The sequence below is a fragment of the Photobacterium sanguinicancri genome (assembly GCF_024346675.1).
Taxonomy (GTDB): domain Bacteria; phylum Pseudomonadota; class Gammaproteobacteria; order Enterobacterales; family Vibrionaceae; genus Photobacterium; species Photobacterium sanguinicancri.
On record NZ_AP024851.1, the window covers coordinates 368,445 to 381,407 of the forward strand.

Genomic DNA, 12,963 nt, shown 5'->3' on the forward strand with positions numbered 1-12,963 from the left:
TATTGTTCTTTGTCTTATTGCACGTTGTATTGCCATGATGCGTTCATTTTAGTGAAGTAAACAGTACAACTCTTACTGTTAACCTTGGCTTGAGAGCCAATCTTCGCGTACGCGTTGAATAGTTGCTTGAGTTGATTTCCAGCGTTCAGTGCGAATGAGATCGCTGTATTCGCCACAAGGGCGTTTTAATAGTGTTTCAAGTTGCGGTACTTGAGTTTGCGGTAAACCATCGAGTGCTTCAATAGCACCTTGGCGGTTATTACAAAGCATTACCATGTCGCAGCCAGCTTGTTGAGCTGCAATCGCACGTTCGCTGTAACTCCCCATCACGTCAGCGCCTTTCATGTTGAGGTCATCTGAAAAGATGACACCTTTGAAACTAAGATCTTGGCGTAGTACTTTCTTAAGCCAGTATTCAGAACCACTTGCGGGTTGATCGTCATAAGCATCAAATACAACGTGTGCTGGCATCATTGCATCTAATAGCTTGTGATCAATCAGTTGCTTAAATACTGTCATATCATGGTGTTTAATGTTGTCGCGAGAGTCGATAGGGGTTTCTAAGTGAGAATCAGCTAATACGCCACCATGTCCAGGGAAGTGTTTCCCTGTCGTTGCCATGCCTGCCTCTTTCATGCCTCTAATAAACTGAGACGCATAAGTGAATACTTGCTGCGGATCATCTGAAAACGCACGATCCCCAATAGCTTTACAATCAAAACCTAGGTCTAATACAGGAGCTAAGCTGAGATCGATGTCCATAGCGAGCAATTCAGCCGCCATCAGCCAGCCACCTTGAAGAGCTAGCGTTTGTCCTTCTTTTTGTGCAGCAAAGGCCTTAGCGGGTGGTAAAAGTGTAAATTCATCGCGGAAGCGTTGAACGCGGCCACCTTCTTGATCGACTGCGATCAGCATAGGGCGGTTCGCTGTTTTTCTAATATCTTTTACTAATGCACGCAGTTGGGCGCGATCGTGATAATTTCGGGCAAAAAAGATAATCCCACCGACTGTAGGATGTTGAATTATTTCACGTTCTTCTGCATCTAGCTCGTAGCCAGATACATCAAGCATTAATGGGCCCATGATCACTCCGCAGATTGGCTCATAACAGCGCTTTTATCATTGTATTTATCAATGTATCAGGCGGTTATTAGTACATAATTTTTAAGTGGCAATAACTTAGCATAGTGGCAAATATCCGCAATTTATAATCGCTATTGCGCACTATTGTTTCTACATGAAAACACTGTGATGATTGGATAAAATAAAGGGAAAAGAGAACTTGTTGGTTATCTGTTCGATTGTGTTGAAAATAGCCATTAAATTGCGAGTATTATCACATTTCATGCGTGTTCGTATCACTCTATTACTTTATTATGTGATCAATGTAGCTGCGATTGTGTGTGTGCTTGTTTAGACTGTTTCCTTAATAAACAGTTAGGTTAGTTCATATGTCAGTGCTAGTTGCAATCGCGATCACTACGGGTATTTTATCGGGTATTTGGGGATGGGTGGCCGTCTCTTTAGGTTTACTAAGTTGGGCTGGCTTTCTTGGCTGTACAACGTATTTTGCATCACCCAAAGATGGTCTTAAAGGTGTTGGCTTAAGTATTGCGACGAACCTAAGCGGTGTTTTTTGGGCGATGGTTATTCTTAAGCTATCCAGTGAGTTTAGCTTAGAGATCATTGGCTATATAGTCACTGCCGTTGTTGCATTCTTTATGTGCGTACAAGCAAAGCAGACTTGGCTGAACTTTATTCCAGGTACTTTCATTGGATCGTGTGCAACCTTTGCAGCTAACGGTGACTGGCAGCTTGTTGTGCCTTCATTATTACTGGGTGTCGTGTTTGGCTATTGCATGAAGTCGTCTGGCTTGTGGCTAAAAGAAAAACTAGATGTGACCCCAAAGGCGCTAAGCGCAGCGGATGACGCTCAATAACGTCGGCTAGTTAATACGATAAGTCAGCCACAGTTTTAATACTGTGCAAAATATGTAAAGAAAAGCCCCTTTCGACGGTAGTGAAAGGGGCTTTTTTATTGAGCCGAAATAGCGGTTAGAGAGACGCTTATCGTTAATATCAATCAAAGTATCGATAGCACAATTGTCTTTAAAAAATGAATTTAAAGTGTTTCGGACAAAAGCGGGTGCTCTGTATGTATTGTTGGTTGTTGCTGATTGAAGTTAGGTACTGTTGTGCGGCCCAGCATAGATAACGTCACTAACCAGGTAGCATATGGAATCTTAGCTTCACCGTCGCGCCAGCGTTTAATCATACGACCTGCGTTACCGCGAGAGGCTGAAGAACCTAGCATATAAGCGATGTCAGTTTCTGATAGACCAAGCAATGCTTTCAGAGAATCCAACGCTTCGTTGATTTCAACCTGAGAAGGGTGCTGCCAGCCAATAAGAGGTGACTTGATGTTTTGCGGAGCATTATGGTTGTCGGCTAACCATTGTAAAAAAGTAGATGTTGATTTCATAAAACGGAAGTCGGTAGTTAATTTGTCCATAGTGTGTGCTTCTTGTATTTTCCATGATTAGACTATGACTACTTCTTAGTGAGTAGCTTATAGCACTGTTAGTGTCTTATTCGCAGTAGATAACCCGAAGGCTACCTAACGAAATTTAATGTACATAATTTTTTAAAGACACCATTCTGTATTTGTACGGTGTTTGATTAATGTGGATTCTATACCGATATAAGTGTAATTATCAATATTACTTTTTAATTAATACATAGAATAAATGCTAATTAATAAAAAAGTAATGAATAATCATACGCAAGCATCCATTAGGGATGTTCATTTATTTTTCTGAAGTCTAATGCTGTGTGGTCATTTTCATAATGTAAGTTTGCATAATTAACATAACCTAAAAACGGTAATTGGCACCAAAATATACAACCGTTAGCATGCTGTTCGTAACATTAGAAGTGTTATTGGATTGATTATTTTTATTGCTCATTGAGCTATTCATTACTGACAATCGCATACCAAAGTCGAGTGAAAAGTGCCGACCTATGCGGCCAACTATTCCCGTTTGCGCACCATAGGTTAGACCTGACGAGGTGAAATTGTAAAAGTCCTTGCTGCTGTCGATTGTTTCTCGTTGATGAAAACCGCCATGAATTCCCACATAGGGGTTCCAATTGCGTTGCGATAAGAAGAGGTACTCTACGTTGAGTAGGTGCTGAGAAATACTACCGCTTGTTTTCATTACGAGTTTATCGGCACTATTGAGTTGTTCTGTCTCAGAATCATACTGCTCAAAAGTGTAAAATATTCGATATCGATTCATGTCAGACACCCAACCAATATCAATACCAAACCCACCATATATATCTGCATCTTCTGAAGGTGATTCGCTTGATTGGTCAGCGTTTAATTCTTGGTTGGAGTCGATCTCACTGAAACCTAACTTACTACCAATATACATAGAAGCATGGGCATGATAAGACGAAAAGAGTAAAGCTAGGAAAATTATTTTTATGGTTTTAGTCATGACATAACGGTGTTTTTCAGTATTTGGAATACACATCATATAGATAGTTAGCTCAACAATAAAATATCGTTTTATTGTTGTAGTGCTCCATATTGGAGGTAATCTCTATTGGGGTAATAATAAAACCCACATGTGGTGGTTAAAAACTGCTTTTATATTATAACCTTATGATTATTTGTTATCTTATAACTATTTACGACTTCATTACTAAAAGTGAAGGGATTATTTTAATAGAGCTATTATTGAATCGTACATTGTGACTATAAAATAAGCGTTAACAGCTATAGTTAATATGATGGAATCACTGTGGAGGAGGAAGTTATGGTACTTTCAGAGTGTAAAAGTCTCTATCAGGAGCAGCGTTTCATTGAAGCTAGGCTTGTACACGATTTCTTAAGTGCAGGGTGGGGGGTACACTTTATCGAGCCTGGGGGACAGGATCACCCTGTTACCGATACATACGGCAACCCATGCAGTTTTGATTCGTTACAGCAAGCAGAAGCCATTGTGCATCAGGTAGGTGACTGTCCTATTGCTATTGATTCATTGTTCCGTTTTGCTGAGCGTTAGCTTCTACGCTGTAATAAAAAAGCCCAAAGTAGACTTTGGGCTTTTATGACTGGGTTTATTTAACCGACTTAGCTTTGTTTACCGTGCTTTAATCCGCTTGTAGAGAAGCATTTTGTTGTGCTTCTAATTGCTCAACTTCTTTATCAAGCTCTGCGATTTTATCACTCATCAGTTTATGGCAATGATCTGCTAAAGCGCGAGCTTCATTGGTGCTGTAGCCTGAGACATCGATTGGCTCTAACATTTCGGCAATCACGACACCATTTGTACGACGGTTTAGATCAATTTTGTTGTGAGTAGTACTTACACACATTGGAATAATAGGTACACCAGCTTCAATTGCCATACGGAAAGCCCCCGTTTTGAATGGCAATAACCCTCTGCCTTTACTGCGTGTACCTTCTGGATAAATCCACACTGACAGATTACGCTGATGAATGGCTTCAACCACTTGTTTAATCGTGTTACGCGCTTTTGATTTGTTATCACGATCGATCAGGATATTACCCGTGATCCAGTAGAGTTGGCCGAAAAAGGGTAGCCACAATAAGCTCTTTTTCCCGAGTGATACGGTACGAGGTTGAAGCATGCCAGGTGCAGTAACAAAGTCAAAAATGCTTTGGTGATTAGAGATATAAACGCTATTACCTGCATTTTGCACACGTTCAGTACCACGTTGGATAAGTTGAACGCCAACTAATTTATGGAGCTGATTAAACCAACGACAGAAAAAGTGGACATGCTTAGGATCGCGCGGGCTAAATAAGCAATAAATAAGCGCAAAAAGTGTCATGAAAATGATAAAAATTGCCGCAAGTATTATGCGGATAAAACTAAGCACATTGACTCCCTAATCAAAGCTGAGGTCGTATCCAATGATACGAAATAGGTATAAAACAAATTAACTGTACCTGTCTAGATTGACGAATTCTTGTCAAACTTTACATTAGAGTAACAAACTTATTTTTCAAAATCATACATGAGTGGCGATGTGAATTACATAATTCTTAATAATAACAATACAATAGTAGTATCGCGCCACGATGTAGCACGCATTATGAAATGAAACATCAATGATAGCTAGTAACAGCGGCTAATTTATTTTTAGTGTGAGGATGAAAACAGCTCAATTGAATAACAATCTATTGTGACGTTTAGCTGCATCTATGATGCGTATTCATGATGAATACACTATGTAGTGGAAAATTTTTTCTAGCGTTTGAAGTGTGACATAAATCCAAGGGTTGAATATGAAGTCATAAATTTACTGTATTTATTCACTATCTGTATGCAATATAGATTATTCATTCGGTCACTTTTTAGTTAGTGAAAAAAACGTGTTACCGTAAACCTATTTAGTACAGTTTACTAATGATCTAACTGTTTGATTAATAAACATTAAAACCTTCTGTTGTGTGGAGTTTAAGGCTTTCGTATGTGAAGCCTTTTTTTTTACCTTTTATTTCTGTCTTTGCGTACTACCATCATCCATAATAAAGCATCATTAACGAGGGGTTTTCTGTGCGTGCTTAATGGATTCTCAAGCTTTTCATTTCTATTTCTATTGCTGTCCTTAGTGGGATGTTCATCATCACAACAATCTGTTGCCCCGCAAGCAGCAGAGGTGGGTGTGGCTTCGTTTCACCCAAATACACCTAAGCTACAGCCGAGTTTTGTGAATGTTTATGATGAATGGAAAGGTACCCCTTATCGTTTAGGTGGAACGACTAAGCGCGGTATTGATTGCTCTGCATTTGTCCAAGTCGGTTACTCTTCTGTTTACCAAACGATGTTGCCCCGAACGACTGGGGAGCTTGTCAAAATGGGACAAATGGTTTCAAAAAAGCAAGCTCAGTACGGTGATTTGGTGTTTTTTAAGACTGGTTATCGATTACGCCATGTCGGTATCTATATTGGCAATGATGAATTTATGCATGCATCAACATCAAAAGGGGTGATTGTTTCGCGCTTAGATAACCCGTATTGGAAGCAGGCATTTTGGCAGATTAGGAGAATTTCATTTAACTAATACGTTTAAATGATTGTTTATCCGCCAACATCTCTTATTTCTCGCATTACTTAATCGCACGGCTCATACTTTAGCTGTAGTAATCTCTTTCGGAGGTGTCTATGGCTATGGCCATTACAGTTGGGCAGTTTTTATGTGCTCATCATATTTATTTCAGTCTCACTAAGCACCGTCATACTGATACGTCGTTTAGCTCAGCGGTTTCTGCGCACGTACCCGCAAAAAATGTTACTAAAGCGGTATTACTCAAAACAGAAGCTGACGATTATTTATTAGCGGTAGTGCCTGCCAATCGGCGAGTAATGCTTGATAAGGTTAATATGCTAACGGGTAAAGTCTATGCTCTTGTTGGTGAACATGAACTGTCACAGATTTTTCAAGATTGTGAGCCCGGTGCGGTTCCCTCTTTAGGTCAGGCATATTCAATACCTATGCTAGTGGATGATGCTCTTATTGAGAAAGATGAGTGGTTCATGGAAGCTGGGGATCACGAAAATTTGATCCATATGGAGAAAAAGCAATTCCAGAAAATTATCCGGGATTGTCAGCATAAAAATATTAGCAGTTATGCGATACCTTAATGTTTATGTGTATGAGGTATAAAAAGAAAAGGTAGATTTATTTTCTACCTTTTCTTGTCTGGAGATTAGATTGCTATGAGCATAAATGCTTAAACGTCATCGAAATCATCGCCACCACCGAAGCTATCGTCGCCGCCAAAGAAGTCACCACCGCCGCCGAACAAGCTGTCGTCACTATTATTGGCGAAGGTGTCTTCGTCAAAACCTGCTGAACCAAACCCACCTTCACTTGAATCGCCAAAGCCAGCGTCCCCAAAGCCACCAGTGCTTCCATCGGTGTAGTCTGAAGCAAAGCCACCAGTTGAATCGTCTAGGAAGCTACTTTCGCCTCCATCAGTTGAAGCGAGCGTATCAGCGGCTGCGCTATCGTCATTGTTGAATAGAGCGTTACTGATCATATTCCCCGCGACCATACCAACAGCAACTGATGCGGCTGTTTGCATAAAGCCACCAAAAGCACTTGGTTGATGCGCTGGTTGTGGTGGTTGCGGAGCTGGGCGGTTACCACCCATCATTTTGCTTAATGTGCCGCGATTAGCTTCTGTCTTATGGTGATCAACGCACTTCTCTAAATAGTCATTTTTTTGTTTCAGTTCTTTTAACGCCATCTCTTGTACAAGTACGGCTTGCGTTAGCTTGTAGATAGCATCTTGCTGTGAGCCGATTTCATCTTTGATCAGGCTTTCAGCATCTTGGTCTTTTGCTTTCTCTGGGCTTTGCTTAAGTTTGTTTGCTACATTTTGGATGAGTTCTTTTTCTTGTGGTGTCATTTTTACTTCTCACTTTGCAGAGTGGCGTCAGCTTATGGTAATCCCCATGCCTAGCCATGTATTCTATTTTGAATACGTATTTTATTATGGCTACATCCTAGCGCACTGCAGATATTTCTATCTGTTAATTTACGTAAATATTATCGTTAAATGCCTTAAAAATAACCATAACTTATGCTTTTTCAGTCGATATTCAGAATGTAGCCAAAATTTAACGCGTAGCTAGAGTAATCCAGTATGGCTGTTTTGGCTATGCGGAGGTGTGTATGAGAATGCGGGGTAGCTATATTGCAGCTGAAATACAATTAACCCGCAATGATTGTGGTCATTGCGGGCTAGGTAAGTTGACGCTAATTGGATGTTAAGCCGCTTATTGACGAATACCTTCAACATGCAGCTCTAAATCAGCAAAGCTTGAAGCACCCATGACAGGAATATCAAAATCAGCTAACTCGATACGGGTTGTACCAGTAAAGCCTGCGCGGTATCCGCCCCATGGGTCATCACCTTCGCCGACAAAATGAGCATCAATAGAGAGTGGTTTTGTTTGGCCATGAAGGGTTAACTCACCTTGAATTTCGAGGTTACCATCGCCTTTATCTATCACTTTATTGCTTGTGAAGTTTGCTGTCGCGTATTTTTTTACATCTAAGAAATCATTGCTACGAATATGTTTGTCACGCTCAGCATGGTTGGTATCTAAGCTGGTTGTATCAATGTTTACATTCACTTTTGACGCAGCAACATTAGCAGGGTCGTAGCTAAATGTACCATCAAAAGTATTGAAGCGCCCTTTGATAAAACTGTAGCCAAGGTGCTGGACTTTCAAGTTAATAGACGCATGCGCCCCTTGTGTATCAATGGTGTAGTCGGCCGCTGATGCAAGGTTCGGTAATAGTGCAGCAGAAAGCAGGGTTAGAGCGATTAGAGGCTTTTTCATGACTTTGTAACTCCTAACATTTTTCTTAATGTATTGTCTTTATTTATGAAGTGGTGCTTTAACGCGGCGAGCGCATGCAGCGCAGAAAGCCCAATTAAGGTAAAGGCGATGTAGTAATGCACTTCACCGGCAAGATCTGCTTGGTTGTTAAATAACTCGCCAAGAGCAGGAACAGAAAACCAATCAAACACATCAATGGCGCGTCCATCTGCTGTTGAAATCAGATAGCCCGAGATAAATAAGCCAATAAGCAGCAGGTAAATGACTGCGTGCGCTAGTTTAGCGCCGACCTTTTCCCAGTTAGCGCCTTCAATGGGAGGATGTGAAGCAAACTGCTTCCAGATTAAACGGAATAATGTCACGGCTGCCAAACATAAGCCGATTGACTTATGCCAGTGAGGCGCGGGCTTATACCATTCTGAATAATAGTTGAGATCGACCATCCATAACCCCAACGCAAACAATCCTATGATAGTGAGTGCCGTCGTCCAATGGAGCACGATAGATATCGGGTCGTATTTTTTGACAGTGCGTTGCATAACCTTGCCTTTGTCTCTAATGGTTTGGCGAGCAGTGTGCAGGCCTTAACGTATGAATTCATTGTAGAAGGAAAATATTGAGAGAACAGGTGGGGGAATTGAACAACTAGGTCAAAAAATTTGAATGAACTTAGTGAGGCTGTTTTCTTGAACGACAAAACCCTCACAGTGAGGGCTTTTTAGGTTCGGATAATGGGGGCTATGTATTTGAGGGAAAACCAATAAGCATTAGCGCAAAATATTATTGTCATGGCGCCAGTCCATAATGGTCCAATCTTTCATTTGTGCATGCATGGCCAGTGTTGGATCTGGATTAACGGCGAACGGCTTATCAACTGCATTGAGCAGGGGTAAGTCGTTGATTGAATCGCTATAACCGTAGCAGCCTTTATACAGAGTATCATTCGATGCTAACCATGCTTTCATTCTGGTCACCTTTCCTTGTTGGTAACTGAGTACGCCTTTGGTATTGCCAGTATAAATGTGATTAAGCGTCTCAAGTTCAATGGCAATTGCGTCATCAGCACCTAACATATGCGCGATTGGCTTTACGAGGTGTTCTGAGGTCGCAGATACGATAATTACTTTGTCCCCACGTTTTTTATGCCAGTTAATTCTGGCTAATCCATCTTGATAAATTGCAGGCTTAATTTTCTGATCAATGAATACGCTTACAAGCTCTTCAATGGCTGCGATATTTTTTCCAACTAGCGGCACTAATGTTGAACGTAGATATGAGCGCATATCCATATCGCCTTTGGTATAAGCAGCCATTATCTTTTGTTCTTTAGCCAGTAATGCAGGTAAAGCAATCTCTTGTTCGACTAAGAATGCGGTCCATAAACTTGCTGAGTTAGCAGCGATCAAAGTCTCATCAAGATCGAAAATGGCTAAATAGGGACGATTTTTTTTAACTGTATTCTCTAGCACCAAACTATTTCCTTTTAGTGAGTCTTACTTTTGACTAATTTGATGCGTAAAGGTTAGTGGTGAAATGTGACAGTTATCTTTCAGATGTGTGTAATTTTCATGTTGAAATACATCGTAATAGTTGAAGTGTGTTACATTTGTTTCATATGAGGCTGGATGCTAATGTTTAAGCAGGTGATAATTTGCTTTTAGTCAATAAATCGTCAGTTGATGGTGTGATCGTTAGTTTTTTGACGTAATCTGTATCTTGTACTGATATCTCGTGTAATTATCTAAGTTGGCTAGGTTTTACTGATTATGTTTTTGAGGGCGTTGTACTTTATATGCGATTAAATGAGTTTATTGAGTGAAGAAAATATTGAGAACTGTTCACGATATAGAGCATTACTTACGTGGTACCACTGATGATGGTTTCAGTTTCGTATATCAAGATAAAATCATCAAAAGTGCATTTCAGCCCATTGTTAATCAAGATAACACGGTTTTCGGTTTTGAAGCCTTAATGCGAGTTTACGATGCAGATGGAATGCGCTGCCAAACCGAGCCATTTTTTACGTCTCGCCATTTACCTCTTTTCGATAAAATTAATATAGATCGTCTTGCTAGGGTAATACATCTCCGTAACTTTGCTCATTTCATTCACTGTGGTGCACTCTTTCTCAATATGAGTCCAGATGCTTTGATTGATAATCGGGAGCATGAATCGGGTAATAATTTACTTTTTCCAAGAGTGAAAGAGCTAGGTCTTAACCTGAAAGATATCTATTTTGAATTGCTAGAGCACCATTGCACAGATGATCAGCAACTTAACGCTGTTTTACATGGTATGAGGCGGAAAGGGGTTAAACTCGCGATGGATGATTATGGTAGTCAGGCATCGTCTGAAGTGCGTGCGCTCACGGTGAAGCCCGACATTATCAAAATGGATAAAAGCTTGTTGCAAGAATACCTTAATGGTCATCCCAAACGTTTGAATGAAGCCCTAAGTGTGGCTAAAACTGTTGGTGCTAAAGTCTTGCTGGAAGGAGTGGAAGATAAAAAAGCGTATAATGTCGCCATGGCACTCAATGTGGACTTTATGCAGGGTTATTTCTTTGGTCGACCACTCTTATTACATGAATTTATGAAACAATCGCAGTCTGCAGTGTAACTGCGATTATTCCATAATGGACCTTGTTATCTTGTCTTTTAATAGCAGCGTAGGTCGCTGCTAATTATTGCTATCCCCGTTAATGATTGACACTCATACTAATGAGCAATCCCGCCTTGGGTTAATTGTGCCGGGTTTAGTAATCGCTCTAATTCTTCTCTGCTTAACGTCGTTTCTTCTTCAGCTACATCAATGATCGCCCGTTGTTCTTTGTAGGCTTTTTTGGCTATCTCTGCGGCCTTTAAATAACCAATTACTGGGTTAAGTGCTGTGACTAATATCGGGTTTTTGGCGAGGGCTTTCTGTAAATTATCATCACGAACAGTAAAGGTTGCGATGGCTTTGTCTGCCAGTAAGGTAGTAGCGCTTGCCAGCAGTTCCATATTTTGCAGTAAGTTATAGGCAATGACGGGTAGCATCACGTTCAATTGGAAGTTACCCGACTGGCCTGCAATGGTAATAGTGGTGTCGTTGCCAATTACTTGCGCTGCAACCATGGCTGCGGCTTCTGGGATCACTGGATTAACTTTCCCTGGCATGATCGATGAACCTGGCTGTAAGGCTTCAAGCTCTATTTCACCTAAGCCCGCCAGTGGACCTGAGTTCATCCAACGTAAATCATTTGAAATTTTCATTACTGCCACAGCCGTTGTTTTTAACTGGCCCGATAAGGCGACTATGGCGTCTTGACTTCCCATGCTGTAGAAAAAATTGTCACTGGTGGTAAAAGCAATTTCTGTTGATATAGAGAGGTTGTTGGCGAAAATGGCGGAAAATTGAGGATCGGCATTGATCCCTGTGCCTACAGCGGTTCCACCTTGTGCGAGTGCACTGCTATTTTCAAGGGCATGTTCTATGCCGAGTTTGGCTTTCTCTATTTGTGTTTTCCAACCTTGCAGCTCTTGTGTGAGAGAAATGGGCATGGCATCCATTAAATGAGTTCGGCCTGTTTTTATTATCCCTTCTACTTGGATGCTTTTTTTGTCGAGCTCAGCGCTTAGGTGAGCTAACGCAGGAGCCAGTTGTTGATGGTAGCTTAATGCTGCACTGACTTGGATCGCTGTTGGGATCACATCGTTGCTGCTTTGGCCCATGTTCACATGATCATTTGGGCTCACGGGTTGACCAAGTTGCTCACTGGCTAGCGTAGCAATCACCTCATTGGCGTTCATGTTTGAACTGGTCCCAGAACCTGTTTGAAAGACATCAATCGGAAAATGTTCATGGAACTGCTTATCGATGATTTTCTGGCAGCTATCAATAATTGCATGAGCTATGTCGTGATCGAGTAACTTCAATTCAAGGTTACTGCGGGCAGCGGCTTGTTTGATATATGCCAATGCTTGGATAAAGTTGGTTGGCATTGGGATACCGCTAACGGGGAAATTATTGATAGCACGCTGTGTTTGCGCTTGATAGAGCGCGTCTTTTGGCACGTGAACATCGCCCATGCTGTCGGTTTCAGTACGGTATTGGATAGTCATGTAAGGTCCTTAAAAGCCAGATGTATGTTGGACTTGTCTTATTTCTCGTTGTAATGAGAGGAAGCGTTGCTTGCCAGCTTGTGAATCGCCGTAATATTTCTTTAAGGCGAGTAACGGACAGTGAAGGTAATCCCAACAGACACGACGAAAAATACGAGAATGGCCACGATGATCGATGGCTTTGAGTAAATTAAAAAACACCCGCCTTAGGAATAATTCTTGTAGAAGCGGGTTAGGGTTTTTGGTCCCTGATTGGTAGCAAGCAGCAAGAGTTACCCCTGATTGAATAAAATCAACAATGACGTCTGGTTCAAAGCCAGGGACAATATGTGGGTTAAGAAAGCGATCTTCGGCAGAGAAGAAAGCTTGGTAGCAACTTGCTGTTTGTTTCATGCGAGATCCGAAGTTTAATTATTCGTAGTGATAATTATTATCATTTGATGTGATTGTGCGCAAGTAGAAAACAC

At 41.1% G+C, this 12,963-nt stretch carries 15 protein-coding genes; 5 read left to right on the forward strand and 10 right to left on the reverse strand.

Translation table 11 applies throughout. From position 1 onward, the window contains the following. Positions 1 to 78 precede the first annotated feature (78 nt). Positions 79 to 1,083, reverse strand: coding sequence for a beta-N-acetylhexosaminidase (nagZ, locus tag OCU87_RS18610; protein ID WP_062691220.1), 1,005 nt, complete (start codon positions 1,081 to 1,083; stop codon positions 79 to 81). A gap of 368 nt (positions 1,084 to 1,451) precedes the next feature. Here nagZ and OCU87_RS18615 point away from each other — a divergent pair, with 368 nt between their 5' ends. Next, the gene (locus tag OCU87_RS18615) at positions 1,452 to 1,940 is read left to right on the forward strand and encodes a DUF1097 domain-containing protein (RefSeq protein WP_094958711.1); all 489 of its coding nucleotides are present in this window, start codon (positions 1,452 to 1,454) and stop codon (positions 1,938 to 1,940) included. Positions 1,941 to 2,122: 182 nt separating this feature from the next. Here OCU87_RS18615 and OCU87_RS18620 read toward each other — a convergent pair whose 3' ends face one another. Both OCU87_RS18620 and OCU87_RS18625 read right to left on the reverse strand, forming a co-directional pair. Further along, positions 2,123 to 2,512: a hypothetical protein gene (locus OCU87_RS18620; protein WP_062691222.1), complete on the reverse strand. Its 390-nt coding sequence runs from the start codon at positions 2,510 to 2,512 to the stop codon at positions 2,123 to 2,125. Between the two features lie 361 nt (positions 2,513 to 2,873). Continuing rightward, a complete protein-coding gene (locus OCU87_RS18625; protein WP_261859057.1) occupies positions 2,874 to 3,542 on the reverse strand; it encodes an outer membrane beta-barrel protein in 669 nt (222 codons plus the stop codon). Positions 3,543 to 3,824: 282 nt separating this feature from the next. Between OCU87_RS18625 and OCU87_RS18630 the strand changes: the two genes are divergently transcribed. Beyond that, entirely contained in the window at positions 3,825 to 4,073 is a 249-nt protein-coding gene (locus OCU87_RS18630; protein WP_094959034.1) for a hypothetical protein, read from the forward strand. 88 nt (positions 4,074 to 4,161) lie between these two features. Here the strand turns inward: OCU87_RS18630 and OCU87_RS18635 are convergent, their stop codons facing one another. Then, the gene (locus tag OCU87_RS18635; protein WP_062687807.1) at positions 4,162 to 4,914 is read right to left on the reverse strand and encodes a 1-acylglycerol-3-phosphate O-acyltransferase; all 753 of its coding nucleotides are present in this window, start codon (positions 4,912 to 4,914) and stop codon (positions 4,162 to 4,164) included. A gap of 783 nt (positions 4,915 to 5,697) precedes the next feature. On the opposite strand from OCU87_RS18635, the gene OCU87_RS18640 reads away from it, so the two are divergent. After that, positions 5,698 to 6,102, forward strand: coding sequence for an NlpC/P60 family protein (locus OCU87_RS18640; protein ID WP_390961528.1), 405 nt, complete (start codon positions 5,698 to 5,700; stop codon positions 6,100 to 6,102). Between the two features lie 101 nt (positions 6,103 to 6,203). Next, on the forward strand, positions 6,204 to 6,683 hold the full coding sequence (locus OCU87_RS18645) for a YbaK/EbsC family protein (RefSeq protein WP_062687809.1): 480 nt from the start codon (positions 6,204 to 6,206) through the stop codon (positions 6,681 to 6,683). Between the two features lie 89 nt (positions 6,684 to 6,772). Here OCU87_RS18645 and OCU87_RS18650 read toward each other — a convergent pair whose 3' ends face one another. The 4 genes from OCU87_RS18650 to OCU87_RS18665 all read right to left on the reverse strand — a co-directional run bounded on the left by OCU87_RS18650 (position 6,773) and on the right by OCU87_RS18665 (position 9,862). Then, positions 6,773 to 7,453: a DUF2076 domain-containing protein gene (locus OCU87_RS18650; RefSeq protein ID WP_261859058.1), complete on the reverse strand. Its 681-nt coding sequence runs from the start codon at positions 7,451 to 7,453 to the stop codon at positions 6,773 to 6,775. Between the two features lie 370 nt (positions 7,454 to 7,823). After that, complete coding sequence (locus tag OCU87_RS18655; RefSeq protein WP_094958309.1) at positions 7,824 to 8,393, reverse strand: YceI family protein; 570 nt, start codon at positions 8,391 to 8,393, stop codon at positions 7,824 to 7,826. Beyond that, positions 8,390 to 8,932 (reverse strand): cytochrome b, encoded by a 543-nt coding sequence (locus OCU87_RS18660; RefSeq protein ID WP_062687812.1) that lies wholly within the window; start codon positions 8,930 to 8,932, stop codon positions 8,390 to 8,392. The genes OCU87_RS18655 and OCU87_RS18660 overlap by 4 nt, the downstream gene beginning before the upstream one ends. Before the next feature lie 228 nt (positions 8,933 to 9,160). After that, positions 9,161 to 9,862 carry an HAD family hydrolase gene (locus OCU87_RS18665; RefSeq protein WP_239928861.1) on the reverse strand — a complete coding sequence of 234 codons (702 nt, stop codon included), beginning with the start codon at positions 9,860 to 9,862 and terminating at the stop codon, positions 9,161 to 9,163. A gap of 346 nt (positions 9,863 to 10,208) precedes the next feature. On the opposite strand from OCU87_RS18665, the gene OCU87_RS18670 reads away from it, so the two are divergent. Beyond that, positions 10,209 to 11,012, forward strand: a complete 804-nt coding sequence (locus OCU87_RS18670) for an EAL domain-containing protein (RefSeq protein WP_261859059.1) — start codon at positions 10,209 to 10,211, stop codon at positions 11,010 to 11,012. A 98-nt stretch (positions 11,013 to 11,110) separates the two neighbouring features. Here OCU87_RS18670 and OCU87_RS18675 read toward each other — a convergent pair whose 3' ends face one another. Together OCU87_RS18675 and OCU87_RS18680 are read right to left on the reverse strand one after the other, a co-directional pair. Next, positions 11,111 to 12,496 (reverse strand): class II fumarate hydratase, encoded by a 1,386-nt coding sequence (locus tag OCU87_RS18675; protein ID WP_261859060.1) that lies wholly within the window; start codon positions 12,494 to 12,496, stop codon positions 11,111 to 11,113. Positions 12,497 to 12,505: 9 nt separating this feature from the next. Then, positions 12,506 to 12,889: a hypothetical protein gene (locus OCU87_RS18680; protein ID WP_261859061.1), complete on the reverse strand. Its 384-nt coding sequence runs from the start codon at positions 12,887 to 12,889 to the stop codon at positions 12,506 to 12,508. Positions 12,890 to 12,963 lie beyond the last annotated feature (74 nt).